Origin of the sequence: Enterobacter sp. HK169, from assembly GCF_001719105.1 — a bacterium.
In the GTDB taxonomy this organism is placed as follows: Bacteria; Pseudomonadota; Gammaproteobacteria; order Enterobacterales; family Enterobacteriaceae; genus Enterobacter; species Enterobacter asburiae_B.
In genome coordinates, this window is record NZ_CP017087.1 from 2000599 (window position 1) to 2026115 (window position 25517).

Below are 25517 nucleotides of genomic sequence, written 5' to 3' on the forward strand. Positions count from 1 at the left end.
AAAATCGTTTCCTCTGTATAAAATTCCGCCTTAATAATGAGTTTCATTTGCATCAAAAATAATTTTAATGAAGGGTAGCGTTTCATGAAAAAGGTCATCTGCGCGTTAGGCCTGGCGATTGCGTCGGTCGGTTCTGCTCTGGCAACCACCTATCCCCTGACGATTGAAAACTGTGGCTACAAAGAGACGTTCACCAAAGCACCGGAACGCGTCGTGGCCCTGGGCCAGAACACCGTCGAAATTTTGCTCCTGCTGGGCCTGGAAGATAAGGTGAAGGCCAGCGCCTTCTGGCCGACCAAAGTGCTGCCGCAGCTGGCGGAACAGAACGCAAAAATCAAAACCCTGACGGTCGAAATCCCGACCCTTGAATCCGTTCTTGCGCAAAATCCTGACTTTGTCCCGGCGCAGTCCCCGCTGCTGCTGGGGCCTGAAAGTAAGGTCGCAAAACGCGAAGACCTGATGACCCTGGGCGTGAACAGCTACGTGTCGCCGGGCATGTGCGCGACCAAAAAAGCCTCCGGCGATATGTACGGCAGCCGCCAGAAGCTGTGGGATATGACGTATCTCTATAAAGAGATTGAGGATTTCGCCAAAATCTTTAACGTTGAAGACCGCGGTCAGGCCGTTATTGCCGATTTCAAAAACCGCGAGGCCGACCTGCGTAAGGAATTCGGCAAGAGTAAAAAAGACCTTTCGTTTGTCTTCTGGTTCTCCAGTTCGTCCCCTTCTGCTGACGCCTACGTCGGCGGTAAAAATAGCCCCTCCGGGTTTATCGCCAGCCTGATGGGCGGTCATAACGCCATTACGTCCGAGACCGAATGGCCAACCGTAGGCTGGGAAAGCATTATTGCCGCCAATCCGGATGTCATTGTGGTGTCCAGCCTGGACCGCAACCGCTGGGCGCTGGATAACGCGGAAGAAAAAATCAAATTCCTGAAGAGCGATCCGGCGGTCAGCCAGCTGGACGCGGTTAAAAAAGGCCATATCGTGGTGATGGACGGCCAGGCGATGAACCCGACGATCCGCACGATTTACGGGGCTGAGCAGGTCGGCGAACAGCTCAGAAAGCTGGGGCTGAACTGATGACAACCGCCGTTCTTCAGGCCCGGCAGAGCCTGGTTCTGACGACCTCGGGTTTGCTCGCTCTGGGCCTGTTATTTCTGGCGATCGCGCTGAGCGTCAGCGTCGGCGAGTTGTCCATCCCGCTGGATAAGGTGTTTTACGCCATCAGCAATAAAATTGGGCTCACCGAGGTTCCGCTCACCCGCATCTATGAGAGCGTGATCTGGGACTTTCGCCTGAGCCGCGCGCTGGTGGCGGCCTGCTGCGGCGCGGGGCTGGCTATCTGCGGTGCCGTATTGCAGAGCCTGCTGAAGAACGCCCTGGCGGAACCTTACGTGCTCGGCGTGTCGGCAGGTGCCTCAACCGGGGCGGTGTCGGTCGTCGTTTTGGGGATTGGCACGGGTGCGGTGTCGTTGTCTGCCGGGGCCTTTGCCGGGGCGTTCGCCGCCTTTGCGTTTGTCGCGTTTCTGACGAACGGCGCGCGCGGGGGAAATGAACGTACCATTCTGGCTGGCGTTGCCGCCTCACAGCTGTTCAACGCCATTACTGCCTACACCATCAGCACCTCCGCCAGCGCCCAGCAGGCGCGCGACGTGATGTTCTGGCTGCTGGGCAGCTTCAGCGGCGTTCGCTGGCCTGAATTCCAGCTGGCGCTGGTGGTGGTGCTGACTGGATTAGCCGTTTGCCTCTACTATTCCCGAGCGCTGGATGCCTTCACGTTCGGTGATGACGCTGCCGCCTCTTTAGGTATTGCCGTCCCGTGGGTGCGCCTGACGCTCTTTACCACTACCGCGCTGATTACCGCGACGATTGTCAGCATGGCGGGCTCAATCGGCTTTGTCGGGCTGGTGGTCCCGCACGTGATGCGTTTCCTGTTCGGGCCGCTGCACCGCACGCTGCTGATTGCCAGCGCGCTGGCAGGGGCGATCCTGATGGTGCTGGCAGACATTGCCTCGCGCATGCTGATTGCGCCGCAAAGCCTGCCCGTCGGCGTGGTCACCGCGCTGGTTGGCGTGCCTTTCTTTGCCGTGATTATCTACCGTTCAAGGAATAAGTGATGAGTATCTGCGCTGAAAATATTACCTGGAAGGTCGGCAAAAAGGTCATCGTTAACGACGTCTCGCTGAAGGTTTCCCGGGGCGAAACGGTAGGGCTGCTTGGCCCTAACGGCTGCGGTAAATCGTCTCTTTTACGGATCCTCGCCGGGCTTCGTCGCCCGGATGCTGGACTCGTCACTCTGGACGGGCAGGACATCTCCCGCATCGCCAATAAGCAGCTGGCGCGCCGGGTCGCCTTTGTGGAACAGCACGGGATGACGGACGCCAACATGCGCGTGCGCGACGTGGTGAAACTCGGGCGTATTCCGCACCACTCCGCTTTTTCCAACTGGAGCAACCACGATGACGAAACCGTCACCGCCGCCCTGCAGCGCGTGGATATGCTGGATAAAAGCGATCAGGGCTGGCTGAGCCTCTCCGGCGGAGAGCGCCAGCGGGTGCATATTGCCCGCGCGCTGGCTCAGACCCCAACGGAAATCCTGCTGGACGAGCCGACCAACCACCTCGACATTCATCATCAGATGCAGCTGATGCAGTTGATCAGCGAATTACCGGTCACCAGCATTGTCGCTATCCACGATCTCAACCACGCCTCGATGTTCTGCGACTCGCTGATTGTGATGCAGAAAGGGCAAATTGTGGCGACGGGGACACCGCAGGACATCTTATCCGAGTCTTTGCTGTGGGATGTCTTCCGGGTCAAAACCAAAATTGAGATCTCGCCGTTCCATGGCAAAAAGCACATCCACTTTATCGTTTAGGGGCGAGTGAACGACGATGCCCCTTCGCCCTGCCGCCGCGCTCTGGCCGCCCGTCTTACTGGGTAGCCAGTTTGTTTTCAACATTGGCTTTTACGCCGTCGTTCCCTTCCTGGCGATATTCCTGCGCGACGACATGCTGCTCTCCGGCGGACTGATCGGGCTGATCCTGGGCCTGCGTACCTTCTCGCAACAGGGGATGTTTATCGTTGGCGGTGCGCTATCGGATCGGTTTGGCGCGAAAGTGATTATCCTGAGCGGCTGTATTGTTCGTGTTTCAGGCTATCTGCTGCTGGCCTTCGGGGAATCCCTGTGGCCGATTATTCTGGGCGCGTGTCTGACGGGCGTTGGCGGCGCATTATTCTCCCCCTCGATTGAGGCACTGCTGGCAAAAGCAGGCACTCACAGCGAGGCAAAAGGCAAACGAAGCCGCGCGGAGTGGTTTGCGCTCTTTGCCGTCTGCGGAGAGCTCGGCGCGGTACTGGGCCCGGTTGCTGGCGCCCTGCTCACCGGCCTCGGCTTTCGTCAGGTGGCGCTGGCGGGAGCTGGCGTCTTTATCATTGCGCTAGTGGTGCTCTTCTTTTGTCTGCCTGCTGCTGGCCACCGTTCACAGACGCTGAAAATACAGCCCTGGTGGACAACGTTCCGTCAGCCGCGCTTTGTCGCCTTTATCATTGCCTACAGTTCATGGCTGTTAAGCTATAACCAGCTTTATCTGGCGCTGCCGGTGGAAATCCAGCGTTCTGGCGGTAACGAGAAAGATCTCGGCCCGCTTTTTATGCTGGCCTCCGTTCTGATCATCACCTTACAGCTGCCGCTGGCCCGCTTCGCCCGTCGCGTGGGCGCGGTGAGAATTCTGCCGGTGGGATTTTTGCTGCTGTCAGCCGCCTTTGCGAGCGTGGCGACGTTTGCCCCGATGACGCCGCCGGAAGGCTGGCTGCGCTTACTGCCTTCTGTCTGTTTTGTGACGCTGTTGACGCTGGGGCAAATGCTGCTGGTGCCATCGGCTAAAGATCTGATCCCTCGGTTTGCGGAGGAATCCACGCTTGGCGCGCACTACGGCGCACTCGCCACCGCCGGAGGCATAGCGGTACTGGCGGGAAACCTGGTGTTTGGCAGCCTGCTGGACCGCGCGCTGGTGCCCTCTACGCAGGCGATGTATCCCTGGCTGCTGCTGGCCCTCTTCCCGCTCTGCAGCGCGCTGGCCCTGAAGGTGATTTGCCGTCCGCTGAGACGCTGAACCGATCACTTTTTCGGACGGTACTTCTCCGGCAGTTCCGGCACGGGACGGCGGTCATCCATCAGATGGCGAACGGTAAGAATAGGATGACGCCATAACATACGCGGGCCTGCCCAGCGCATAACCTGCTTCATCTCTTCACGTCTGGCAGGCTGGTAGCAGTGTACGGGGCACTGCTTGCAGGCCGGCTTTTCCTCACCGAAAACGCATTTATCCAGGCGCTTATCGGCATACGCGTTGAGCGCCTGATAATACCCTTCCTCCTGAGAGGCCTGCGGGCACTGCTTTTCATACAACGCGATCATTTTCGCGATGGTCTCTTTTTCTCGTGAGATGCGTTTACCGGACATAGCGGATTACCGAATAATAAAGTGCATCAATAATACACCTTTCAACGCTGGATTTCAGCGGTTGCATTTCGTTTCCTGAAGGCTGATTCCAGTTTTAGTCCTGCACCGGCGAACAATCACTGGTATTTTATACAGGCATCAGAAATGACCTTTGTCCGTGTTGTCTGGAGACCCTATGCAAGAGCTCACGATCGGCAAACCCTATCGCCATTTGAAAGTGGGATATTTTAGAAAGCGCCATGAAGACCGCAATACCAAGATACCGAAGCGCTACAGCGTGCATGCGGCGCTGAGCTTGAAAGGTGACTGGCTTGAAAAGGCGGGGTTTACGACCCATTCCCGAGTCAGGGTGGGCGTGGAGCATGGAAAAATTGTCATCGAATTAATGGCGGAAGATGCCTCGTAAAGCCACGACATTTTTCTGCGCCGGACCTTTTTTTCATGCGACAATAGAAGGAACAAACGGCCATTGAGCCCATCAAAACGGTTTATTTTCAAAGAAATGGACATCATAACTCCATGAGCACAATCGACAATTTCGACGCACATACGCCGATGATGCAGCAGTATCTGAAGCTGAAAGCACAGCATCCGGAAATCCTGCTGTTTTACCGTATGGGCGATTTTTACGAGCTGTTTTATGACGATGCTAAGCGTGCATCGCAGCTGCTCGAGATCTCGCTGACCAAACGTGGCGCATCGGCAGGCGAGCCCATTCCTATGGCAGGTATCCCGCACCACGCGGTAGAAAACTACCTGGCGAAGCTGGTGAATCAGGGCGAGTCCGTTGCCATATGCGAACAGATCGGCGATCCGGCGACCTCAAAAGGCCCGGTGGAACGCAAAGTCGTGCGCATCGTCACGCCTGGCACCATCAGTGATGAAGCCCTGTTGCAGGAGCGCCAGGATAACCTGCTGGCAGCGCTGTGGCAGGACGGTAAAGGGTTTGGCTACGCGACGCTGGATATTAGCTCCGGACGTTTTCGTCTGAGTGAACCGGCTGACCGTGAAACGATGGCCGCCGAACTGCAGCGCACCAACCCGGCAGAATTGCTCTATGCCGAAGATTTCGCCGAAATGGCGCTGATTGAAGGTCGTCGCGGGTTGCGCCGTCGTCCGCTGTGGGAATTCGAAATTGATACCGCGCGCCAGCAGCTGAATCTGCAGTTTGGCACCCGCGATCTGATTGGCTTTGGCGTTGAAAACGCCCCGCGCGGGCTATGTGCGGCCGGTTGTCTCCTGCAGTACGTGAAAGATACCCAGCGCACCGCACTGCCGCATATCCGCTCTATCACCATGGAGCGCCAACAGGACAGCATCATAATGGATGCCGCCACGCGCCGTAACCTGGAGATCACGCAGAACCTGGCGGGTGGCGTAGAAAATACGCTCGCGTCGGTCCTCGACAGTACGGTAACGCCAATGGGCAGCCGCATGCTGAAACGCTGGCTGCATATGCCGATCCGCGATACCGAGACGCTGGTTTGCCGTCAGCAGACGATTGCCGCGTTGCAGGATCGCTATACCGAACTGCAGCCGGTTCTGCGCCAGGTGGGCGATCTGGAGCGTATCCTTGCGCGTCTGGCACTGCGAACAGCACGACCACGCGATCTCGCGCGGATGCGTCATGCTTTCCAGCAGCTGCCGGAACTGCGCGCGCAGCTGAGTGACGTTGACAGCGCGCCGGTACAGAAACTCCGCGAAACCATGGGCGAATTTACCGAGCTTCGCGAACTGCTGGAGCGCGCCGTTATCGATGCGCCTCCGGTTCTGGTGCGTGATGGCGGCGTGATTGCCCCAGGCTACAACGAGGAGCTGGACGAATGGCGCGCGCTGGCCGACGGTGCGACGGACTACCTCGATAAGCTGGAAATCCGCGAGCGCGAGCGTCTTGGGCTCGACACCCTGAAAGTGGGGTATAACGCGGTACACGGTTACTACATTCAGATTAGCCGCGGGCAGAGCCACCTGGCGCCGATTCACTACGTGCGTCGCCAGACGTTGAAAAACGCCGAACGCTATATCATTCCTGAACTGAAAGAGTACGAAGACAAAGTCCTCACCTCGAAAGGCAAGGCGCTGGCCCTGGAAAAACAGCTGTATGAAGAGCTGTTCGACATGCTGATGCCGCACCTGGGCGACCTGCAGCAGAGCGCCAGCGCGCTGGCGGAGCTGGACGTGCTGGTCAATCTGGCAGAACGCGCTGAAACGCTGAACTACACCTGCCCAACCTTTACCGACAAGCCCGGCATTCGCATAACCGAAGGCCGTCACCCGGTGGTAGAACAGGTGCTGAACGAACCGTTCATCGCCAACCCGCTGAGCCTGTCACCGCAGAGAAGAATGTTGATCATTACCGGTCCGAACATGGGCGGTAAGAGTACCTATATGCGTCAGACGGCGCTGATTGCGCTGCTTGCGTATATCGGCAGCTACGTCCCGGCGCAAAACGTGGAGATTGGCCCCATCGACCGTATCTTTACCCGCGTCGGGGCAGCGGACGATCTGGCGAGCGGTCGCTCAACCTTCATGGTCGAGATGACCGAAACGGCAAACATTCTGCATAACGCGACGGAGCACAGCCTGGTGCTGATGGACGAGGTCGGGCGCGGAACGTCAACCTATGACGGTCTGTCGCTGGCATGGGCCTGTGCGGAAAGCCTTGCGAATAAAATCAAGGCCATGACGCTGTTTGCCACCCACTATTTCGAACTGACGCAGCTGCCGGAGAAAATGGAAGGGGTTGCGAACGTTCATCTGGATGCGCTGGAGCACGGCGATACCATTGCCTTCATGCACACGGTGCAGGATGGCGCGGCGAGCAAGAGCTATGGCCTGGCCGTCGCGGCGCTGGCAGGTGTGCCGAAAGAGGTGATCAAGCGCGCGCGTCAGAAACTGCGTGAACTGGAAAGCCTGTCACCGAATGCTGCGGCGACGCAGATTGATGGTACGCAGATGTCGCTGTTGGTGCCTGCGGAAGAGACGTCGCCTGCGGTGGAAGCGCTGGAAAACCTCGACCCGGATTCACTGACGCCGCGTCAGGCGCTGGAGTGGATTTACAGGTTGAAGAGTCTGGTTTAGTTTTCTGCGGTCTGTTTTGTCGGGTGGCGGCTTCGCCTTACCCGACCTACAAAACCGTAGGCCCGGTAAGCGCAGCGCCACCGGGCTTTTTTTTACAGCAGCGGCGGGATCGTCGGCACCTGCGGCGCCTCGTCAATATCCTTCTGCGTCATGCGGAACGCTTCCGGGTAATGCTCGCGGCTGGTACGGCGCAGCGGTTCAGTATTACGCCAGGTATACAAACAATGCTGGCACTGGTAAACGGTCCAGACCCCTTTTACCGGCGACGTCGCCATCACTTCAATATGCTCATCGGCACAACGTGGACAAATCATCTTTTCCTCCTTATTGACGTGCTGCCAGCATCGCGGTCAGTTTTTCAGCCCAGGCTTTGGTTTCAGGCAGATCCTGTACCGGCTGGCTGTAGTGACCCCGGGTGTCCGGCGCGACAGGCGTGGTGGCATCGATAATCAGTTTGTCGGTAATGCCCGCCGGGCTGGAGCCAGGATCGAGTTCAAGGACCGACATGTTCGGCAGTTGCACCAGATCCCCTGCCGGGTTCACTTTCGACGACAGCGCCCACATCACCTGCGGGAGGTTGAACGGATCGACATCCTCATCCACCATAATTACCATCTTCACGTAGCCCAGACCGTGCGGCGTGGTCATGGCGCGTAAACCCACCGCGCGGGCAAAACCGCCGTAGCGTTTTTTGGTGGAGATAATCGCCAGCAGACCATGGGTGTACATCGCGTTCACCGCCTGCACTTCCGGGAATTCCGCTTTCAGCTGCTGGTAGAGCGGCACGCAGGTGGCCGGTCCCATCAGATAGTCAATCTCGGTCCACGGCATGCCGAGGTAAAGGGATTCGAAAATCGGCCTGGTGCGGTAAGAGACTTTGTCGATACGGACCACCGTCATGTTACGGCCACCGGAATAGTGCCCGGTAAACTCGCCGAATGGCCCCTCGATTTCACGCTTGCGGCCTTCAATCACCCCTTCCAGGATCACTTCAGACCCCCACGGCACATCGAAGCCGGTCAGCGGCGCGGTGGCAATCGGGTACGGGCTTTCACGCAGCGCGCCGGCCATTTCATACTCGGACTGATCGTATTTCAGCGGCGTGGCGCCCATCAGGGTGATGATCGGGTCGTTGCCCAGCGTAATCGCAATCGGCAGGTCTTTACCGCGCTCTTCCGCCTTGTGCAGATGCAGGGCGATATCGTGCATCGGAACAGGCTGCAGGCCGAGCTTGCGCTTGCCCTTCACTTCCATACGGTAGATCCCGACGTTCTGCTTGCCGAAGTTGTCCGGGTCGAGCGGATCGCGCGAGACAACGCACGCTTTATCGAGATAAAAACCGCCGTCACCGTCGTTCAGACGAAACAGCGGCAGGATATCGAACAGGTTAATGTCTTCACCGTCCACCGTATTCTGCGCCCAGGCCGGGTTGGCGCGACGCTCCGGCGTGACGGGGAATTTATCCCAGCGGCGGATAAATTCGTCGATCTGTTTTTTTACCGGAGTGTTCGCAGGCAGCCCCATCGAAATGGCGTGGTTCTGCCAGGAGCCGATGGTGTTCATCACCACGCGGGCATCGGTAAAGCCAAGAATGTTGTCGAACCACAGCGCGGGCGCGCCGTCGCCAATGCGGCCGGTCGCGTTGGCTGCCGCCGCAAGATCGGGCTCGGCGTTAACCTCTTCCTCAATTTTCAGCAGCTGCCCTTGCTCATCGAGCGCCTGCAGGAAGCTTCTCAAATCATCAAATGCCATCTTTATTCTCCTGTGAAAAATGTTTCGCCTCCCGCAGCCCGTTCCAGCGGCGCGCCTTTTTATGCTCCAGCCCGAACTGATCGAGCACGCGGGTCACGATGTGCTGGGTAATGTCATCTGCGGTTTGTGGGTGGTTGTAATACGCAGGCATGGGCGGCACCATCGCCACGCCCATGCGGGAAAGTGCGAGCATGTTCTCAAGATGAATGGTGCTGAGCGGTGTTTCACGCGGAACCAGCACCAGCTTGCGCCCCTCTTTTAGCACCACGTCAGCCGCGCGTCCCACCAGCCCTTCGGCGTAGCCCGCGCGGATCCCCGCGAGCGTTTTCATGCTGCAGGGAATGACGATCATGCCGTCGGTACGAAACGAGCCAGAGGAGATGGTGGCGGCCTGGTCAGCCGGACTGTGGACAACGTCAGCCAGGGCAGCAACGTCCTGCGCGGTGTAGGGCGTTTCCAGCTCAATGGTGGTTTTTGCCCACTTAGACATCACCAGATGCGTCTCCACCTCCGGCATTTCCCGCAGCGCCTGCAGCAGCGCCACGCCCAGCGGTGCACCCGTTGCCCCCGTCATTCCCACTACCAATCTCATTCATCACCTCAATATTTTGTTCGTGTACGAACATTATAAATAAGCTACTCCAGGATCGTTTACCTGACAAGATCGTTCGCATACGATCACACGAATGGCTAAAAGATGCCGCGTTAAAATTGAGAGCAATAGCGGCTATCATAGGGGAGAGATTTTTTCCGTCGGAGTGTTCATGGAACTAAGACAAGAGGCGTTCCACCTGTTACGTCAGCTTTTTCAACAGCATACCGCGCAGTGGCAACATGCCTTACCGGAACTGACCAAGCCACAGTATGCGGTGATGCGCTCTATTGCCGAGCATCCGGGTATTGAACAGGTGGCGTTGACCGAAGTGGCGGTCAGCACGAAAGCGACCCTGGCGGAGATGCTCAGCCGCATGGAGGCGCGCGGGCTGGTCAAACGCGAGCACGATCCGGCCGATAAGCGCCGCCGGTTTGTCTTCCTGACGCCGGAAGGAGAAGCCCTGCTTGCAGGCTGTAAACCGGTTGGCAACGAGGTGGATGAGGCGTTTTTAGGACGTCTTAACAAGGCCGAGCGGGAGCAGTTCTCCGCGCTCATCAAAAAGATGATGCACGATTAATTCACGCTGGTGCGCATAAAATCAATAAAGGTGCGCACTTTCGCTGACACATGCCGGGCATCGGGATAAACCGCATAGATGCCCTGCTGTGCAAAGGTATATCCCGGTAAAACCGGGACCAGTTTTCCCGCATCAAGCGCATCGCGCACCAGCCATTCCGGCAGTAACGCCACACCTCCGCCCGCGAGTGCAAAGGCCATAAGAGCCTGTGCGCTGTCGGCAAACAGGCGCGGCGCTTTTTTTATTTCCAGCGTTTCAGGCGCGCCGCTGGCATCCTTCACCTGCCAGCGCAGCGGCGAGGCCAGGCGCTCGTGAATAATCCAGTCGGCGTTGGCAAGGTGCGCAAGCGTTTCGATCGGATGGTTAACGAGCCACCCGGGCGTCGCAACGGGGAGAATGGAGAAGTGTGAAATCAGCGCGGCGTGGTTGCGCGAATCGGCAAGCGTTCCCAGCCGGATAGCTACGTCAAAGCGCTCCGAGATAAGGTCGGCGTGCAGGGAGGACGAAACATGCCGCACGCGAAGATCCGGGTGTTGCTGGCTAAACCTGGCCAGCAGCGGTACCACCACCTGTGAGCCATACTCGGGCGTCGTCGTGATCCGCAGTTCGCCAGTGAGCCCCGCATGATTCGCGCGGACATCATCCTGCAGCCGTTCCGCATCCTTCAGAAGCGCCACGCTGCGTTGATGAAAGAGCGCGCCCGCCTCGGTTAACGTCAGGCGGCGGGTGGAGCGCAGCAGCAGCGTAACGCCCAGCTCATCTTCTAGCTGACGAATATTGAAGCTGACCACGGCTTTTGTCAGCCCCATTGCCTCGGCTGCGGCAGTGAAACTGCCGGTATCGGCCACCGCGACAAACATCTGCGCTCGCTGCAGGTTAATCATCATCACGCCCTTTACTGTCAAAATTTTTTTGACAGTATATCGCGCTTTGTCAGGTTTATCCGTTCTTCCCGGATCGATACGATACGCCACCTCACCGGAGGATCCACCATGACGTATCGCAGCAAAGTCGCCGTTGTTTACCTGCTGGGCTTTTTTCTTGATTTGATCAACATGTTCATTGCCAGCGTCGCCTTCCCGGCAATGGCTCACGCCTTTAACACCACGCCTTCAGCCCTTGCCTGGGTCAGTAACGGGTACATTGCCGGCCTGACGCTGGTGATCCCGTTTAGCAGCGTGCTCACGCGCCGCATCGGGCCAAAGCGAGTCATCCTGCTCTCGCTTTTTCTGTTCAGCGCAGCCTCCGCTGCGGCGGGCCTGTCTGCAACGCTTGAAAGTCTGATCGCCTGGCGAGTACTCCAGGGCGTGGGAGGGGGCTTACTGATCCCCGTCGGACAGGCGCTGACCTGGCAACAGTTTAAGCCTCACGAGCGGGCCCGACTCTCCTCGGCGGTGATGCTGGTGGCGTTGCTTGCCCCGGCCTGCTCTCCTGCTATCGGAGGACTGCTGGTGCAGACGCTCAGCTGGCGATGGATATTTTTCGCCACGCTACCGGTCGCTATCGTGACCTTTGTTTTGGCCTGCCTGTGGCTTAAACACGAAATGCCCGCGATGAAAGCGGCCAGACTGCTAAACCTGTCGTTGCTCGCGGACCCGCTTTTGCGTTTTTCCATGCTTGTTTATATCTGCGTACCCGGCATGTTTATTGGGGTGAACGTCACGGGCATGTTTTATCTTCAGCACGTGGCGAACATGAGCCCAGCCGCAACGGGGATGCTCATGCTGCCGTGGTCCGCGGCATCGTTTATCGCCATCACGGCAACGGGACGCTATTTTAACCGTATCGGCCCCCGACCGCTGATCGTCATCGGCTGCCTGCTGCAGGCGACGGGTATTCTGCTTTTGATTAACGTCAGTTCGGCTACGCTGCTGCCTGCCGCTGCGTTTACCCTGATGGGTGCGGGGGGAAGCCTGTGCAGCAGTACGGCTCAGAGCAGCGCTTTTCTGACGACCCGCCGGGAAGAGATGCCGGATGCCAGCGCGCTGTGGAATCTTAATCGTCAGCTGAGCTTTTTTGCCGGAGCCCTGCTGCTGGCGCAGGCGCTGAACCTGGCGCAGGCCAGGCTGCCACCGCTCGCCGCCTGGCACGGGATGTTTATTTTTGCCGCAGGCATGACCTTGCTGCCTGTACTGTACGTTTTTCGTCTTAACAATACGCAGGTGCTCACCCAGCTGCGACAGGAGAATTCATGACGCCTTTCGAACACGACATTATCGACCTCCACATTGCGCTCGAAGACTGGTTAGGCAAAGGTGAAGGTGATTCCGACGCCCTGCTCGCCCGCTTCCGTCCAGATTTTCTGATGATCCCGCCGGGCGGCGCTCATATCGACTATGCCGGTCTGATCAGTTTTCTGGAAAACCAGCGCGGAAGCCGCCCAGAACTGAAGATCGTCATTGACGAATTATCCACGATCCAGCGCTGGGATCGTGGCGCGGTGCTCCACTACCGGGAGACGCAAACCCGGCCGGACCTGCCCGTCAACGTGCGCTGGTCAACCGCGGTGCTCAATCAGGAAGGCGATCGGATAGTGTGGCGTCTGCTGCACGAAACGGCTAAGCCGTAGCGCAAAAGAAAAAGGCCCGTCTCACGACGGGCCTTTTTTGACGAAAGGTTGCTTATTCGCGGAACAGCGCTTCGATATTCAGACCTTGCCCCTGCAGGATTTCACGCAGGCGGCGCAGACCTTCAACCTGAATCTGACGAACACGTTCACGGGTCAGGCCAATTTCACGGCCGACGTCTTCCAGTGTCGCAGCTTCATACCCCAGTAAACCGAAACGACGTGCCAGCACTTCACGCTGTTTGGCGTTCAGTTCGAACAGCCATTTGACGATGCTCTGCTTCATGTCATCGTCCTGCGTGGTGTCTTCCGGACCGTTGTCTTTTTCATCGGCCAGGATGTCCAGCAGCGCTTTTTCGGAGTCGCCACCCAGCGGGGTGTCAACGGAGGTAATGCGCTCGTTGAGACGCAGCATACGGCTTACGTCATCAACCGGTTTATCGAGTTGCTCAGCAATCTCTTCTGCGCTTGGCTCGTGGTCCAGTTTATGGGACAACTCGCGTGCGGTACGCAGATAAACGTTCAACTCTTTGACGATGTGAATCGGCAGGCGGATCGTACGGGTCTGGTTCATAATAGCCCGTTCGATGGTCTGGCGAATCCACCAGGTCGCGTAGGTTGAGAAACGGAACCCGCGTTCCGGGTCAAACTTCTCAACTGCGCGGATGAGACCTAAGTTGCCCTCTTCAATCAGATCCAGCAGAGCCAGACCACGATTGCCGTAACGGCGGGCAATTTTCACGACCAGTCGCAGGTTACTTTCAATCATGCGACGACGCGAGGCTACATCACCACGCAAAGCACGACGTGCGAAATAGACTTCTTCTTCGGCCGTTAACAGTGGGGAGTAACCAATCTCCCCAAGGTAAAGCTGAGTCGCGTCCAGTACACGCTGTGTGGCGCCCTGCGATAACAGCTCTTCTTCAGCCAAATCGTTATCACTGGGTTCCTCTTCTACTAAGGCTTTTTCGTCAAAAGCCTCTACTCCGTTCTCATCAAATTCCGCGTCTTCATTTAAATCATGAACTTTCAGCGTATTCTGACTCATAAGGTGGCTCCTACCCGTGATCCCTGAACGAGACACCCTGGCTGGCATGCCCCGTCAAATTATCGCTGCGGCAAGTACTGCAGCGGGTTTACGGATTTCCCCTTGTAACGAATTTCAAAATGCAAGCGTGTAGAACTGGTTCCGGTGCTACCCATGGTAGCGATTTTTTGCCCCGCCTTAACTTCTTGTTGTTCCCGGACCAGCATTGTGTCGTTATGGGCGTAGGCACTCAGGTAATCATCGTTATGTTTGATGATAATAAGATTACCGTAACCGCGCAGAGCGTTACCGGCATACACAACGCGCCCGTCTGCGGTCGCGATGATAGCCTGTCCTTTACTCCCTGCGATATCGATCCCTTTATTTCCCCCCTCGGAGGAAGAGAAGTTCTCGATAACCTTGCCGTCAGTTGGCCAGCGCCATGCAGAGATTGGCGAACTGGAGGTCATACTGCTGGCAGTCGGTTCAGTAGAGCTAACCACAGGTGCCGTCACCGGTGCTGTGACAACAGTCGCAGTCCCTTTATTATTCGGCAACATTTTGTTAGCAGTCTGATCACCTGAATCCTCAGAATACGTAATTACAGGTTGTGAAGCAACCACCGTGGTGGATTTTTGTGCAGGCTTAACGCTGTTATTTTGAGCCGTCACATCGGCCGCTGAAACGGTGTTGCCAGGCGTAAGCGGCGTGCCCGTCGCGTTGCCAACCTGGAGCGTTTGCCCGACTTCCAGACCGTATGGGGCCTGGACGTTATTGCGCTGCGCGAGGTCACGGAAATCGTTCCCGGTAATCCACGCAATGTAGAACAGCGTATCCCCGCGTTTCACGGTATAGGTGCTGCCACCGGTATAGCTGCCTTTCGGAATGTTCCCATACTGACGGTTATAGACTATGCGGCCATTCTGGGTCTGAACAGGCTGTTCCACTGGCTGAATCTGCGTCGGCTGCGTCATTGGACGCTGAACCGGCTGGATTGGCGGATTTTGTTGCGCCGTAGAGGTACCCATTTTAGGCGGAGGAGTGATCAACATTCCGCCGGACGTGTTACCCGAGCCGCTGTTTCCGCCGACAGAACTGACGGGCGCAGGCGCGTTATTAGAACTTGTACAGCCTGCCAGCCAGAGCGAAACCAGTGATAATGCCGCAACACGGCTGATGGTGAATTTAGGGCTTCCCGCGCTCATTTATCCCCCAGGAATGTGTTAACTACCAGTGACTTAAAATTTACCGTGATGGCACGAATCTTTCGCGCCACACCATACGCTGAATTTGCCTTAATAACCCTGGATAATTCCGAGTCTCAGGCCAACTCCCCCTTTACCAGAGGCACAAAGCGCACGGCTTCCACGGTGTCGATAATAAACTCGCCGCCGCGCCGACGAACGCGCTTCAAAAGCTGCTGCTCGTCCCCGACGGGCAGAACAAGAATGCCCCCCTCATCCAGCTGCGACAACAGGGCCGCAGGAATTTCAGGCGGGGCCGCCGTCACGATGATCGCGTCAAACGGCGCGCGCGCCTTCCAACCCTGCCATCCATCACCGTGTCGTGTCGAAACATTATGTAAATCAAGTTGTTTCAGGCGACGACGCGCCTGCCACTGTAAACCTTTAATCCGCTCAACGGAGCATACATGATGAACCAGATGCGCCAGGATCGCGGTCTGATACCCCGACCCGGTGCCAATCTCCAGCACGCGGGAGTCAGGCGTCAGCTCCAGCAGCTCCGTCATGCGCGCCACCATGTAAGGCTGCGAAATCGTCTGGCCCTGTCCGATGGGCAGCGCCACGTTTTCCCACGCTTTGTGTTCAAACGCCTCATCTACAAATTTCTCACGCGGAACCTGAGCAAGCGCTTCAAGCACGTGCTCGTCGCGGATCCCCTGCGCGCGGAGTTGTTCCAGAAGAGTTTGTACACGTTTGTTTACCATTGCGCGTTCACTCCTGCGCGTTCCAGCCAGCTCGATACCACATCATGCGCGCTATACGCGGTTAAATCTACGTGCAGCGGGGTAACCGAAACATAGCCTTCCTCCACGGCGGCAAAGTCGGTATCCGGACCCGCATCGCACTTATCGCCGGGAGGGCCAATCCAGTAAAGCGTGTTGCCGCGAGGATCCTGCTGCGGGATCACCTGATCGGCAGGATGTCGGCTTCCGCAACGGGTGACGCGAATGCCTTTAATTTCATCGAGAGGAAGATCCGGCACGTTGATGTTGAGGATGCGCCCGGTACGCAACGGCTCGCGGCCGAGCGCCCGCAGGATCGAACAGGTCACCGCGGCGGCGGTGTCGTAGTGCGTGTGGCCGTTTAACGAGACCGCCAGCGCCGGGAACCCCAGATGGCGCCCTTCCATTGCGGCCGCCACGGTGCCGGAGTAAATCACGTCATCGCCGAGGTTAGGACCGGCGTTAATGCCGGAAACAACGATATCCGGACGCGGCCGCATCAGCGCGTTCACGCCCAGAAAAACGCAGTCGGTTGGCGTGCCCATCTGCACGGCAATATCGCCATTTTCAAAGGTAAAGGTGCGAAGCGACGACTCCAGCGTCAGTGAGTTAGACGCTCCACTGCGGTTACGATCGGGCGCCACGACCTGCACGTCCGCGAATTCGCGGAGGTGTTTCGCCAGGGTCTGAATGCCTGGCGCGTGGATACCGTCATCGTTACTCAGCAATATTCGCATAATCACCCGAGGTGTTGATAAGTTCCCTGACAACACTGGTGGCAAAGCTACCTGCCGGTAGCCAGAAGCGTAACTCGACGGTCACGTCATCCCACCAGTTCCAGCTTAACTGCTGCGGGTAGAGCAGCATCGCGCGGCGTGCCGCCTCGACTTTTTCCCGCACCAGCAAGGATTGCAATTCTGGCGCATCCGCTACGGCTAACTGCTCGGCAGCCAGCGCGTCGCCCTGCGTTCCCCAGTCGCCCGTACCGGGCAGCGCGGCGGTAATCATCAGCGCTTTTGCGTCCACGCGCGACTGCACATCGGCCATTTCTTCGGCCGTTGCCACAAACCAGCTTCCGCGTCCCGCTAATTGTAGCGCATCGCCAACAACAACTTGATTCGCGTCCGGTTTTTTCAGCCTTTCGCTCACAATCCGATTAAACAACGCGCTGCGGGCCGCCGACAACCAAAAACTGCGTTTATTCCTGTCGCGCACCGGGGCATCGCTTTGCGCCCAGCGCAGCGCACCCTGCAGGTTGCTGCCGCCAATGCCAAAGCGCTGCGCGCCAAAGTAGTTCGGTACACCGCGTTCACTGATAGCGTTCAGACGTTTTTCAACGTCTTCGCGGTGAGACACTTCACGCAGCACCAGCGTAAAGTCGTTCCCCTTCAACGCCCCCAGACGCAGTTTGCGCTTGTGGCGGGCGAATTCCAGTACCTTACAGCCTTCAAGCTCAAATTTGCTTAAATCAGGCATCGTATTGCCGGGAACGCGCGCGCAGAGCCACTGTTCCGTGACGGCGTGTTTATCTTTCTGTCCGGCAAAGCTCACTTCGCGGGCATGAATTTTGAGGAATTTTGCCAGCGCGTCGGCCACAAAGCGGGTATTGCAGCCATTTTTCAGAATACGCACCAGGATATGTTCGCCTTCGCCATCCGGCTCAAAGCCCAGATCCTCCACCACGAGGAAATCTTCCGGGCTGGCTTTCAGCACCCCGTTCCCCTGCGGTTTACCGTGCAGGTATGTCAGGTTGTCGAAGTCTGTCATTTGCTCGCCTTCAGCAGCAGCGCCACGGCTTCACAGGCAATTCCTTCGCCACGCCCGGTAAAGCCCAGCTTCTCGGTCGTCGTCGCTTTGACGTTCACGTCGTCCATATGGCAGCCCAGATCTTCTGCAATAAACACGCGCATCTGCGGAATATGCGGCAGCATTTTCGGGGCCTGAGCAATAATCGTCACGTCGACGTTGCCGAGGGTGTAGCCTTTCGCCTGGATGCGGCGCCATGCTTCGCGCAGCAGTTCGCGGCTGTCCGCGCCTTTAAATGCCGGGTCGGTGTCCGGGAACAGCTTGCCGATATCACCCAGCGCGGCAGCGCCCAACAGCGCGTCGGTCAGCGCATGCAGTGCAACGTCGCCATCAGAATGCGCCAGCAGCCCTTTTTCATAGGGAATGCGCACGCCGCCAATGATAATTGGGCCTTCTCCGCCAAAGGCGTGTACATCAAAACCGTGTCCAATTCGCATTATGCCTTCTCCTGATGGGTCGAACGGGTAAGATAAAATTCCGCGAGCTGTAAATCTTCCGGACGCGTCACTTTTATATTATCAGCGCGTCCTTCAACAAGCTCAGGGTGGAAACCGCAATATTCCAGCGCAGAGGCTTCGTCCGTGATGGTCGCGCCTTCTTTAAGCGCACGCGTTAGGCAGTCGTGGAGTAATTCGCGGGGGAAAAATTGTGGCGTCAGCGCGTGCCATAAATCGACGCGGTCGACGGTGTGGGCGATAGCCTGTTTGCCCGGCTCGGCGCGCTTCATGGTGTCGCGCACCGGTGCGGCCAGAATCCCGCCAACCTTGCTTGTTTCGCTCAGCGCCAGCAGGCGCGCAAGATCGTCCTGATGCAGGCAAGGACGCGCCGCGTCATGCACCAGCACCCACGACGCGTTTCCGGCGGCCTGAATGCCCGCCAGCACGGAATCGGCGCGCTCGGCGCCACCGTCAACGACGGTAATCTGTGGATGATTTGCCAGCGGCAGCTGCGCGAAGCGCGCATCGCCAGGGCTGATAGCGATGATCACACGCGTCACCCGCGGGTGCGCCAGCAGCGCCGCCACGGCGTGCTCGAGGATCGTTTTATCGCCAATAGAGAGGTACTGCTTGGGACATTCTGTCTGCATGCGCCGGCCAAAACCTGCGGCCGGCACCACGGCGCATACGTCCGAAAAAGTTACTGCCATGTCGTAATCCTGGGCCTGATTATCGATTGTTTTGTGCTGAGCCCTGATTGCGTTTAGACGCATCCGGAACCAGACGATAAAAGGTTTCGCCCGGCTTAGTCATACTGAGTTCATTGCGTGCGCGTTCCTCAATCGCCTCTTGCCCGCCATTGAGGTCATCAATTTCAGCAAAGAGTTGATCGTTTCGCGCCTTAAGTTTGGCGTTTGTTGCCTGCTGAGCCGCGACGTCATCGCTCACCCGGCTATAGTCGTGCAGTCCGTTCTTACCGAACCACAGCGAATATTGCAGCCAGATTAGCAAAGCCAGCAACAGCAGCGTTAGTTTACCCATCCTGCCCCCTGAAAAACGGCATCATCATCCCAAGACTTCCCCAGAGCACTACGCCGGGGTAACAGAGATGCCGCAACATCGCGGGCAAATGTACCACATTTTTTCCGCAGAATCGTCCTGCTCAATATCGTTACACAGTTGGTTACGGTTTGAATTATGGCTGAAGTTAGCCCATGAGCCACAAAAATAACAGACCAAACATGAGAACCACCGTCACAATCGTGACCACGGTGCTGTACAGGAGCTTACCGTTGAGCAGCGAGTGCAGCGCAATGCCGACGACAACCGCCACGGGCATCAACGCCAGAAAGAAAGGCCAGGTGTAGAGAAAGAAGAACAGCGTGTTGCCGCCGTAGATGAGAAACGGAATGCCAAGCGCCAGCAGCCATGAGACGAAGCCAATGATGGCCCCAGGAAATGACCAGGTCGTTTCGTCGTCGGTCGCTAGCGGCTCCGACCCGGTGGTGGTGATGTAATGTTCACTGTTGCGCATAGCTAATCCTGTGACCGTGACTGATCGTTCGGGAAGACAGCTCCCGAACGATACCGCCTCAGGATCTGATAATATCGTCCCGTCTGAGCAGGTCTAATAATTGGCTTACTAAATTTGTTACCAATTGTTGACCTTCCAGGTGAATTTCAGGCGATTCAGGCGCTTCGTATACCGCGTCAATTCCGGTGAAGTTGCGCAGTTCTCCGGCACGCGCTTTCTTGTACAGCCCTTTCGGGTCGCGCGCTTCGCAAATCTCCAGCGGCGTATCGACAAACACCTCGATAAAGCGATCCTGGCCCACGCGTTCGCGCACCATCTGGCGCTCGGCGCGGTGCGGAGAGATAAACGCGGTCAGCACCACCAGCCCGGCGTCAGCCATCAGGCTGGCGACTTCGCCCACCCGGCGGATGTTCTCTTTGCGGTCATCGTCGCTAAACCCTAAATCGCTGCACAGGCCGTGACGCACGTTGTCGCCATCCAGCAGGTACGTGCTTACGCCCTGCTGATGCAACGCCTCTTCCAGCGCGCCGGCCACCGTCGATTTACCCGAGCCGGACAGCCCGGTAAACCACAGCACAACCCCACGATGACCGTGGAGCTGTTCGCGCTGGGCGACGGTGACCGGATGAGGATGCCAGACGACGTTCTCATCATGGGCGGCCATTACTTGCCTCCCAGCAGATCGCGTGCACCCCAGTGCGGGAAGTGTTTACGCACCAGCGCGTTCAGTTCCAGCTCGAAGGCGCTGAATTCAGACGTCGCGGCAGCCTGTTTAATCGGTTCGCGAACCATACCGGCCCCGACGGTAACGTTGGTCAGCCTGTCGATAAAGATAAGACCTCCCGTGACCGGATTCTGCTGATACGGATCCAGCACCAGCGGTTCGTCGAAGGTCAGATCGACCAGACCAATGCCGTTCAGCGGCAGCTCGGTGACGTCACGCTGGGTCAGGTTGTTGATATCCACCTGGAACTGAATACCGTCCACGCGGGCGCGGGTTTTCTTGCCGGCAATTTTGATGTCATAGCTCTGGCCAGCGGTCAGCGGCTGTTCGGCCATCCACACCACGTCCACGGAAGCCCCCTGCACTGCCGCCAGCGTTTCCTGCGCGTCAACCAGCAGGTCGCCCCGGCTGATATCAATTTCGTCTTTCAGCACCAGCGTTACGGCTTCACCGGCGCCCGCTTCCTGCAGGTCACCGTCGAAGGTGACGATGCGGGCGATAGTCGATTCCACGCCGGATGGCAGCACCTTGACGCGCTGACCTACCTTCACGGAGCCTGACGCGAGGGTGCCTGAGAAGCCGCGGAAATCGAGGTTTGGACGGTTCACGTACTGCACCGGGAAGCGCATCGGCTGGGTATCGACCACGCGCTGAATTTCAACGGTTTCCAGCACTTCCAGCAGCGTCGGACCGCTGTACCACGGCATGTTCGCGCTCTGGGAGGCGACGTTATCCCCTTCCAGCGCCGAGAGCGGTACAAAGCGAATATCCAGGTTGCCCGGCAGCTGTTCGGCAAAGGTCAGATAGCTCTGGCGGATCTCCTCGAACTTCTCTTCGCTGAAGTTGACCAGATCCATCTTGTTGACCGCCACCACCAGGTGTTTGATCCCCAGCAGCGTCGAGATAAAGCTGTGGCGACGGGTCTGATCCAGCACGCCTTTACGCGCGTCCATCAGCAGGATCGCCAGGTCGCAGGTAGACGCGCCGGTCGCCATGTTGCGGGTGTACTGCTCGTGCCCCGGGGTGTCGGCGATAATAAATTTGCGCTTCTCGGTAGAGAAGTAGCGGTAGGCCACGTCGATGGTGATGCCCTGCTCGCGCTCCGCCTGCAGGCCGTCCACCAGCAGCGCCAGGTCGAGTTTTTCACCCTGGGTGCCGTGACGTTTACTGTCGTTATGCAGGGAAGAGAGCTGATCTTCGTAAATCTGGCGCGTATCGTGCAGCAGGCGGCCAATCAGGGTACTTTTCCCGTCATCCACGCTGCCGCAGGTCAGAAAACGCAGCAGGCTTTTGTGTTGTTGCGCGTGCAGATACGCTTCCACGCCGCCTTCGTTGGCAATTTGTTGAGCAATAGTGGTGTTCATGGCGGCTCCTTAGAAATAACCCTGACGTTTCTTCAGCTCCATGGAGCCTGCCTGGTCGCGGTCAATCACGCGCCCCTGTCGCTCGCTGGTGGTGGACACCAGCATCTCTTCGATGATCTCCGGCAGCGTCTGCGCGCTGGATTCCACCGCCCCGGTCAGCGGCCAGCAGCCGAGGGTACGGAAGCGCACCATCTGTTGTTTGATCACTTCGCCCGGCTGCAGGTCGATGCGATCGTCGTCGATCATCATCAGCATGCCGTCGCGCTCCAGCACCGGGCGCTCGGCGGCCAGATACAGCGGAACGATTTCAATGTTTTCCAGATAGATGTACTGCCAGATATCCAGCTCGGTCCAGTTGGAGAGCGGGAAGACGCGAATGCTTTCGCCTTTGTTGATCTGGCCGTTGTAGTTGTGCCACAGCTCCGGACGCTGGTTTTTCGGATCCCAGCGGTGGAAGCGGTCGCGGAAGGAGTAGATACGCTCTTTGGCGCGGGATTTCTCCTCGTCACGGCGCGCGCCGCCGAAGGCCGCGTCAAAACCGTATTTGTTCAGCGCCTGCTTAAGCCCTTCGGTTTTCATGATATCGGTGTGCTTGGCGCTGCCGTGCACGAACGGGTTAATGCCCATCGCCACCCCTTCCGGGTTTTTATGCACCAGCAGCTCGCAGCCGTAGGCTTTCGCGGTACGGTCGCGGAACTCGTACATTTCGCGGAATTTCCAGCCGGTATCCACGTGCAGCAGCGGGAACGGCAGCGTGCCCGGATAAAACGCTTTACGCGCCAGATGCAGCATGACGCTGGAATCTTTACCGATGGAGTACATCATCACCGGGTTAGAAAACTCGGCGGCCACTTCGCGGATAATATGGATACTCTCCGCTTCGAGCTGCCGCAGGTGTGTAAGACGTTTTTGGTCCATAACCGTTCCTTAAGCCAAATTTACGACAGAAGAACCAAAGCCTTCTGTATCGGTTGTGTGTTGGAACCAGGCGAGCGCGCTGTGCAGCTGCACCACTTCACCCACCACGATCAGGGCGGGCATCGGGGCGTCTTTCGCCAGGGTTGCAAGATGTTCCAGCGTGCCCGTCGCAACGTGCTGATCGACGCGCGTGCCGCGAGAAATAACGGCAACGGGCGTCGTCGCCTCGCGACCGTGCTGAATAAGCTGTTCGCTGATGTCCGCGGCCTTCATCGTGCCCATGTATATCGCCAGCGTCTGGCGGCTCTGGGCGAGATGCGACCAGTCGAACGGCGTGCTGTCGGCCTTGTAGTGGCCGGTCACAAAGGTCACGCTCTGGGCGTAATCGCGGTGGGTCAACGGGATACCGGCGTAGGCCGTTACCGCAGAGGCCGCCGTGATGCCGGGCACCACCTGGAAGGGTATGCCCGCTTCGGCTGCCGCCTGCAGTTCTTCGCCGCCGCGACCAAAAATGAACGGATCGCCCCCTTTCAGGCGCACCACGGTTTTACCCGCTTTGGCGGCGTCAACCAGCATCTGGTTGGTGTCGTGCTGCGGCACCGAGTGCTCGCCAGCCCGTTTGCCGACGCAGATTTGCTCCGCGTCGCGACGGATCAGCTCGCGCACGCCGTCGGTGACCAGATGGTCGTAGAACACCACGTCAGCGTCCTGCAGCACCTGCAGGCCGCGCAGCGTCAGAAGCCCGGCATCGCCCGGCCCAGCCCCCACCAGAATGATCTCCCCGCCCGTGCTGCCGGGGTTATCCAGTTCGTCCTCGAGAATTTTCTGCGCTGCCGTCTCATTACCGGCATGCATCAGGCTGGCAAAGCGGCCGCGAAACACGCGCTCCCAGAAGCGACGGCGTTCCGTTACGCTGGTCAGGCGCATTTTCAGGTGGTTGCGCCAGTAGCTGGCTTTTTCCGCCATGCGCCCGAGGCTGGTCGGCAGCAGCGCTTCGATTTTTTCACGCAGCACGCGCGCCAGCACCGGTGCGGTACCGCCGGAGGAGATCGCCACCAGCAGCGGAGAACGGTCAACGATCGACGGGAAGATGAACGAACATAACGGCTGGTCGTCCACCACGTTCACCAGGCGGTAACGGGCCTGAGCGGCGTCGGAAATCCGCCGGTTCAGGTCGCGATCTTCGGTCGCCGCAATCACCAGCACGACGCTGTCGATTTGTGATTCGTCAAAATCCGCTTCTGCCACTACCCGCACCTGCGCCCCTGCGCGTTGCAGAAACGCGATTTTGCGATCGGCAATTTCACCCGTGCCAACAACCAGCACCGGCTTCTCTTTTATCGCGGCAAATAAGGGCAGATAGTCCACAAGCAACAACTCACTAACAACGAGGAATAAAGGGACTATAGGGGGCGGCTTAGACCGAATGAAATTACGAATTGGAATGAGTAGTTACTCAATGGAATAACGCCGTGAAAAAGCTAATACCAAAAAGTGCTTAACACGCGAAATTTCGGGCATTTAAGACCAATTCAAATTGTGTATGGACGATCACAGTTTCATACTAGGCGGGTTATTATTTTGCTCAGTTTTTAAGGACTCACTATGTTTTCCGCAACGCGCCACCGTATTGCTGCCCTGGCGCTCGGCGTTTGCTTTATTCTTCCTGCCCAGGCAAAAAACCAACCTTATGGTGAAATCGCCACTATGCAGGCGCGGCATATTGCCACCGTCTTTCCAGGCCGCATGACCGGCTCGCCTGCAGAGATGCTCTCCGCGGACTATCTTCGCCAGCAGTTTGCCGGGATGGGCTACCAGAGCGATATCCGGTCGTTTCACAGCCGCTACGTCTATACCTCACGAAATAAAACGAAAAACTGGCATAACGTGACCGGCAGTACGGTTATCGCGGCGCATGAAGGTCGCGCGGCTGAACAGATTATTATTATGGCGCACCTTGATACCTACGCCCCGATGAGCGATGCCGATACGGATAACAACCTCGGCGGGCTGACGCTGCAGGGCATGGACGACAACGCGGCGGGCCTGGGCGTGATGCTCGAACTGGCCGAGCGGATGAAAGATATTCCAACCCAGTATGGCATTCGTTTCGTGGCTACCAGCGGTGAAGAAGAGGGCAAACTCGGCGCTGAGAATCTCCTTAAACGCATGAGCGCTGAGGAGAAGAAAAATACGCTGCTGGTGATCAACCTCGATAACCTGATCGTCGGCGATAAGCTTTATTTCAACAGTGGGCAGAGTACGCCGGGACCCGTGCGGAAACTGACGCGCGACCGGGCGCTGGCGATTGCCCGCAGCCATGGCGTTTATGCCACGACCAATCCGGGCGGGAATCCTGCTTTCCCACGCGGAACAGGCTGCTGCAACGACGGGGAAGTCTTCGATAAGGCGGGCATTCCGGTGCTGTACGTGGAAGCGACAAACTGGGCATTGGGCAAGAAAGATGGCTATCAGCAACGCGCTAAATCGAAAGCCTTCCCGGACGGGACAAGCTGGCACAACGTGATGCTGGATAATCAGCTGCACATTGACAGCGCGCTGCCGCAGCGGATTGAGCACCGCAGTCGTGATGTGGTGAAGGTCATGCTGCCGCTGGTGAAGGAGCTGGCGAAAGCGGGGAAAGCCTGAGGTCGTTAAGCATAGGGCGGCCTGATGCCCTCACCCCAACCCTCTCCCACAGG

General features: G+C 57.8%; 28 protein-coding genes. 10 read left to right on the top strand and 18 right to left on the bottom strand.

Going from position 1 to position 25517, the window contains the following annotated elements:
• Positions 1 to 84: 84 nt before the first annotated feature.
• The 4 genes from EnteroDNA1_RS09445 to EnteroDNA1_RS09460 are packed head-to-tail and all read left to right on the top strand — an operon-like array spanning position 85 to position 4118.
• Entirely contained in the window at positions 85 to 1083 is a 999-nt protein-coding gene (locus EnteroDNA1_RS09445) for an ABC transporter substrate-binding protein (RefSeq protein ID WP_069303236.1), read from the top strand.
• Positions 1083 to 2120: a FecCD family ABC transporter permease gene (locus tag EnteroDNA1_RS09450; protein ID WP_069303237.1), complete on the top strand. Its 1038-nt coding sequence runs from the start codon at positions 1083 to 1085 to the stop codon at positions 2118 to 2120. Before EnteroDNA1_RS09445 ends, EnteroDNA1_RS09450 begins: the two co-directional genes overlap by 1 nt.
• On the top strand, positions 2120 to 2881 hold the full coding sequence (locus EnteroDNA1_RS09455; protein WP_069303238.1) for an ABC transporter ATP-binding protein: 762 nt from the start codon (positions 2120 to 2122) through the stop codon (positions 2879 to 2881). Before EnteroDNA1_RS09450 ends, EnteroDNA1_RS09455 begins: the two co-directional genes overlap by 1 nt.
• 16 nt (positions 2882 to 2897) lie before the next feature.
• Positions 2898 to 4118, top strand: coding sequence for an MDR family MFS transporter (locus EnteroDNA1_RS09460; protein WP_064673522.1), 1221 nt, complete (start codon positions 2898 to 2900; stop codon positions 4116 to 4118).
• Between the two features lie 5 nt (positions 4119 to 4123).
• On the opposite strand, the gene EnteroDNA1_RS09465 is transcribed toward EnteroDNA1_RS09460, so the two are convergent.
• On the bottom strand, positions 4124 to 4468 hold the full coding sequence (locus tag EnteroDNA1_RS09465; RefSeq protein ID WP_048979264.1) for a nitrous oxide-stimulated promoter family protein: 345 nt from the start codon (positions 4466 to 4468) through the stop codon (positions 4124 to 4126).
• Between the two features lie 175 nt (positions 4469 to 4643).
• On the opposite strand from EnteroDNA1_RS09465, the gene EnteroDNA1_RS09470 reads away from it, so the two are divergent.
• Together EnteroDNA1_RS09470 and mutS are read left to right on the top strand one after the other, a co-directional pair.
• Entirely contained in the window at positions 4644 to 4874 is a 231-nt protein-coding gene (locus tag EnteroDNA1_RS09470) for a SymE family type I addiction module toxin (RefSeq protein WP_023333217.1), read from the top strand.
• Between the two features lie 113 nt (positions 4875 to 4987).
• The gene (gene mutS, locus EnteroDNA1_RS09475; RefSeq protein ID WP_069303239.1) at positions 4988 to 7549 is read left to right on the top strand and encodes a DNA mismatch repair protein MutS; all 2562 of its coding nucleotides are present in this window, start codon (positions 4988 to 4990) and stop codon (positions 7547 to 7549) included.
• Between the two features lie 92 nt (positions 7550 to 7641).
• Here the strand turns inward: mutS and EnteroDNA1_RS09480 are convergent, their stop codons facing one another.
• The 3 genes from EnteroDNA1_RS09480 to EnteroDNA1_RS09490 are packed head-to-tail and all read right to left on the bottom strand — an operon-like array spanning position 7642 to position 9893.
• On the bottom strand, positions 7642 to 7863 hold the full coding sequence (locus EnteroDNA1_RS09480) for a non-oxidative hydroxyarylic acid decarboxylases subunit D (RefSeq protein WP_033146398.1): 222 nt from the start codon (positions 7861 to 7863) through the stop codon (positions 7642 to 7644).
• A gap of 10 nt (positions 7864 to 7873) precedes the next feature.
• A complete protein-coding gene (locus EnteroDNA1_RS09485; RefSeq protein ID WP_069303240.1) occupies positions 7874 to 9301 on the bottom strand; it encodes a non-oxidative hydroxyarylic acid decarboxylases subunit C in 1428 nt (475 codons plus the stop codon).
• A complete protein-coding gene (locus EnteroDNA1_RS09490; protein WP_069303241.1) occupies positions 9291 to 9893 on the bottom strand; it encodes a non-oxidative hydroxyarylic acid decarboxylases subunit B in 603 nt (200 codons plus the stop codon). The genes EnteroDNA1_RS09485 and EnteroDNA1_RS09490 overlap by 11 nt, the downstream gene beginning before the upstream one ends.
• A gap of 172 nt (positions 9894 to 10065) precedes the next feature.
• On the opposite strand from EnteroDNA1_RS09490, the gene EnteroDNA1_RS09495 reads away from it, so the two are divergent.
• A complete protein-coding gene (locus tag EnteroDNA1_RS09495) occupies positions 10066 to 10473 on the top strand; it encodes a MarR family winged helix-turn-helix transcriptional regulator (RefSeq protein ID WP_023308984.1) in 408 nt (135 codons plus the stop codon).
• On the opposite strand, the gene EnteroDNA1_RS09500 is transcribed toward EnteroDNA1_RS09495, so the two are convergent.
• A complete protein-coding gene (locus EnteroDNA1_RS09500; protein ID WP_064673568.1) occupies positions 10470 to 11357 on the bottom strand; it encodes a LysR family transcriptional regulator in 888 nt (295 codons plus the stop codon). The genes EnteroDNA1_RS09495 and EnteroDNA1_RS09500 overlap by 4 nt on opposite strands.
• 108 nt (positions 11358 to 11465) lie before the next feature.
• Between EnteroDNA1_RS09500 and EnteroDNA1_RS09505 the strand changes: the two genes are divergently transcribed.
• Complete coding sequence (locus EnteroDNA1_RS09505; protein WP_069303242.1) at positions 11466 to 12668, top strand: MFS transporter; 1203 nt, start codon at positions 11466 to 11468, stop codon at positions 12666 to 12668.
• Positions 12665 to 13042, top strand: coding sequence for a DUF4440 domain-containing protein (locus tag EnteroDNA1_RS09510; protein WP_069303243.1), 378 nt, complete (start codon positions 12665 to 12667; stop codon positions 13040 to 13042). Before EnteroDNA1_RS09505 ends, EnteroDNA1_RS09510 begins: the two co-directional genes overlap by 4 nt.
• A 52-nt stretch (positions 13043 to 13094) precedes the next feature.
• Here EnteroDNA1_RS09510 and rpoS read toward each other — a convergent pair whose 3' ends face one another.
• From rpoS to cysG, 13 genes are all read right to left on the bottom strand, one after another.
• Complete coding sequence (rpoS, locus tag EnteroDNA1_RS09515; RefSeq protein ID WP_008499600.1) at positions 13095 to 14087, bottom strand: RNA polymerase sigma factor RpoS; 993 nt, start codon at positions 14085 to 14087, stop codon at positions 13095 to 13097.
• 59 nt (positions 14088 to 14146) lie between these two features.
• Positions 14147 to 15271 carry a murein hydrolase activator NlpD gene (nlpD, locus tag EnteroDNA1_RS09520; protein WP_033146405.1) on the bottom strand — a complete coding sequence of 375 codons (1125 nt, stop codon included), beginning with the start codon at positions 15269 to 15271 and terminating at the stop codon, positions 14147 to 14149.
• Positions 15272 to 15387: 116 nt separating this feature from the next.
• Positions 15388 to 16014: a protein-L-isoaspartate(D-aspartate) O-methyltransferase gene (locus tag EnteroDNA1_RS09525; protein ID WP_023333224.1), complete on the bottom strand. Its 627-nt coding sequence runs from the start codon at positions 16012 to 16014 to the stop codon at positions 15388 to 15390.
• On the bottom strand, positions 16008 to 16769 hold the full coding sequence (gene surE / locus EnteroDNA1_RS09530) for a 5'/3'-nucleotidase SurE (RefSeq protein ID WP_069303244.1): 762 nt from the start codon (positions 16767 to 16769) through the stop codon (positions 16008 to 16010). Before surE ends, EnteroDNA1_RS09525 begins: the two co-directional genes overlap by 7 nt.
• Positions 16750 to 17799, bottom strand: coding sequence for a tRNA pseudouridine(13) synthase TruD (gene truD, locus EnteroDNA1_RS09535; protein ID WP_069303245.1), 1050 nt, complete (start codon positions 17797 to 17799; stop codon positions 16750 to 16752). The genes surE and truD overlap by 20 nt, the downstream gene beginning before the upstream one ends.
• A complete protein-coding gene (gene ispF / locus EnteroDNA1_RS09540; RefSeq protein WP_029741541.1) occupies positions 17796 to 18275 on the bottom strand; it encodes a 2-C-methyl-D-erythritol 2,4-cyclodiphosphate synthase in 480 nt (159 codons plus the stop codon). Before ispF ends, truD begins: the two co-directional genes overlap by 4 nt.
• The gene (ispD, locus tag EnteroDNA1_RS09545; protein WP_069303246.1) at positions 18275 to 18985 is read right to left on the bottom strand and encodes a 2-C-methyl-D-erythritol 4-phosphate cytidylyltransferase; all 711 of its coding nucleotides are present in this window, start codon (positions 18983 to 18985) and stop codon (positions 18275 to 18277) included. The genes ispF and ispD overlap by 1 nt, the downstream gene beginning before the upstream one ends.
• A gap of 19 nt (positions 18986 to 19004) precedes the next feature.
• Complete coding sequence (ftsB, locus tag EnteroDNA1_RS09550; protein ID WP_008499609.1) at positions 19005 to 19316, bottom strand: cell division protein FtsB; 312 nt, start codon at positions 19314 to 19316, stop codon at positions 19005 to 19007.
• Positions 19317 to 19482: 166 nt separating this feature from the next.
• Positions 19483 to 19809, bottom strand: coding sequence for a DUF3561 family protein (locus EnteroDNA1_RS09555; protein ID WP_008499610.1), 327 nt, complete (start codon positions 19807 to 19809; stop codon positions 19483 to 19485).
• Positions 19810 to 19867: 58 nt separating this feature from the next.
• Entirely contained in the window at positions 19868 to 20473 is a 606-nt protein-coding gene (gene cysC / locus EnteroDNA1_RS09560) for an adenylyl-sulfate kinase (RefSeq protein WP_010434543.1), read from the bottom strand.
• Positions 20473 to 21897, bottom strand: coding sequence for a sulfate adenylyltransferase subunit CysN (gene cysN, locus EnteroDNA1_RS09565; protein ID WP_023308996.1), 1425 nt, complete (start codon positions 21895 to 21897; stop codon positions 20473 to 20475). The genes cysC and cysN overlap by 1 nt, the downstream gene beginning before the upstream one ends.
• 9 nt (positions 21898 to 21906) lie before the next feature.
• A complete protein-coding gene (gene cysD, locus EnteroDNA1_RS09570; protein WP_010434549.1) occupies positions 21907 to 22815 on the bottom strand; it encodes a sulfate adenylyltransferase subunit CysD in 909 nt (302 codons plus the stop codon).
• Positions 22816 to 22824: 9 nt separating this feature from the next.
• Entirely contained in the window at positions 22825 to 24183 is a 1359-nt protein-coding gene (cysG, locus tag EnteroDNA1_RS09575; protein ID WP_069303247.1) for a siroheme synthase CysG, read from the bottom strand.
• Between the two features lie 237 nt (positions 24184 to 24420).
• Between cysG and EnteroDNA1_RS09580 the strand changes: the two genes are divergently transcribed.
• Positions 24421 to 25464 (top strand): aminopeptidase, encoded by a 1044-nt coding sequence (locus EnteroDNA1_RS09580; protein ID WP_069303248.1) that lies wholly within the window; start codon positions 24421 to 24423, stop codon positions 25462 to 25464.
• The last annotated feature ends 53 nt before the right edge of the window (positions 25465 to 25517 follow it).

What these genes read in the sequence shown, in the direction of transcription:
- EnteroDNA1_RS09480 (WP_033146398.1), bottom strand. Translation starts at nt 7,863, where the DNA reads ATGATTTGTCCACGTTGTGCCGATGAGCATATTGAAGTGATGGCGACG.
- EnteroDNA1_RS09510 (WP_069303243.1), top strand. Translation starts at nt 12,665, where the DNA reads ATGACGCCTTTCGAACACGACATTATCGACCTCCACATTGCGCTCGAA.
- EnteroDNA1_RS09445 (WP_069303236.1), top strand. Translation starts at nt 85, where the DNA reads ATGAAAAAGGTCATCTGCGCGTTAGGCCTGGCGATTGCGTCGGTCGGT.
- EnteroDNA1_RS09485 (WP_069303240.1), bottom strand. Translation starts at nt 9,301, where the DNA reads ATGGCATTTGATGATTTGAGAAGCTTCCTGCAGGCGCTCGATGAGCAA.
- EnteroDNA1_RS09505 (WP_069303242.1), top strand. Translation starts at nt 11,466, where the DNA reads ATGACGTATCGCAGCAAAGTCGCCGTTGTTTACCTGCTGGGCTTTTTT.
- ftsB (WP_008499609.1), bottom strand. Translation starts at nt 19,316, where the DNA reads ATGGGTAAACTAACGCTGCTGTTGCTGGCTTTGCTAATCTGGCTGCAA.
- EnteroDNA1_RS09460 (WP_064673522.1), top strand. Translation starts at nt 2,898, where the DNA reads ATGCCCCTTCGCCCTGCCGCCGCGCTCTGGCCGCCCGTCTTACTGGGT.
- truD (WP_069303245.1), bottom strand. Translation starts at nt 17,799, where the DNA reads ATGACAGACTTCGACAACCTGACATACCTGCACGGTAAACCGCAGGGG.
- EnteroDNA1_RS09455 (WP_069303238.1), top strand. Translation starts at nt 2,120, where the DNA reads ATGAGTATCTGCGCTGAAAATATTACCTGGAAGGTCGGCAAAAAGGTC.
- ispF (WP_029741541.1), bottom strand. Translation starts at nt 18,275, where the DNA reads ATGCGAATTGGACACGGTTTTGATGTACACGCCTTTGGCGGAGAAGGC.
- surE (WP_069303244.1), bottom strand. Translation starts at nt 16,769, where the DNA reads ATGCGAATATTGCTGAGTAACGATGACGGTATCCACGCGCCAGGCATT.
- EnteroDNA1_RS09525 (WP_023333224.1), bottom strand. Translation starts at nt 16,014, where the DNA reads ATGGTAAACAAACGTGTACAAACTCTTCTGGAACAACTCCGCGCGCAG.
- EnteroDNA1_RS09470 (WP_023333217.1), top strand. Translation starts at nt 4,644, where the DNA reads ATGCAAGAGCTCACGATCGGCAAACCCTATCGCCATTTGAAAGTGGGA.
- cysC (WP_010434543.1), bottom strand. Translation starts at nt 20,473, where the DNA reads ATGGCCGCCCATGATGAGAACGTCGTCTGGCATCCTCATCCGGTCACC.
- EnteroDNA1_RS09580 (WP_069303248.1), top strand. Translation starts at nt 24,421, where the DNA reads ATGTTTTCCGCAACGCGCCACCGTATTGCTGCCCTGGCGCTCGGCGTT.
- ispD (WP_069303246.1), bottom strand. Translation starts at nt 18,985, where the DNA reads ATGGCAGTAACTTTTTCGGACGTATGCGCCGTGGTGCCGGCCGCAGGT.
- EnteroDNA1_RS09490 (WP_069303241.1), bottom strand. Translation starts at nt 9,893, where the DNA reads ATGAGATTGGTAGTGGGAATGACGGGGGCAACGGGTGCACCGCTGGGC.
- nlpD (WP_033146405.1), bottom strand. Translation starts at nt 15,271, where the DNA reads ATGAGCGCGGGAAGCCCTAAATTCACCATCAGCCGTGTTGCGGCATTA.
- rpoS (WP_008499600.1), bottom strand. Translation starts at nt 14,087, where the DNA reads ATGAGTCAGAATACGCTGAAAGTTCATGATTTAAATGAAGACGCGGAA.
- EnteroDNA1_RS09450 (WP_069303237.1), top strand. Translation starts at nt 1,083, where the DNA reads ATGACAACCGCCGTTCTTCAGGCCCGGCAGAGCCTGGTTCTGACGACC.
- cysD (WP_010434549.1), bottom strand. Translation starts at nt 22,815, where the DNA reads ATGGACCAAAAACGTCTTACACACCTGCGGCAGCTCGAAGCGGAGAGT.
- EnteroDNA1_RS09495 (WP_023308984.1), top strand. Translation starts at nt 10,066, where the DNA reads ATGGAACTAAGACAAGAGGCGTTCCACCTGTTACGTCAGCTTTTTCAA.
- EnteroDNA1_RS09500 (WP_064673568.1), bottom strand. Translation starts at nt 11,357, where the DNA reads ATGATTAACCTGCAGCGAGCGCAGATGTTTGTCGCGGTGGCCGATACC.
- cysN (WP_023308996.1), bottom strand. Translation starts at nt 21,897, where the DNA reads ATGAACACCACTATTGCTCAACAAATTGCCAACGAAGGCGGCGTGGAA.
- mutS (WP_069303239.1), top strand. Translation starts at nt 4,988, where the DNA reads ATGAGCACAATCGACAATTTCGACGCACATACGCCGATGATGCAGCAG.
- EnteroDNA1_RS09555 (WP_008499610.1), bottom strand. Translation starts at nt 19,809, where the DNA reads ATGCGCAACAGTGAACATTACATCACCACCACCGGGTCGGAGCCGCTA.
- EnteroDNA1_RS09465 (WP_048979264.1), bottom strand. Translation starts at nt 4,468, where the DNA reads ATGTCCGGTAAACGCATCTCACGAGAAAAAGAGACCATCGCGAAAATG.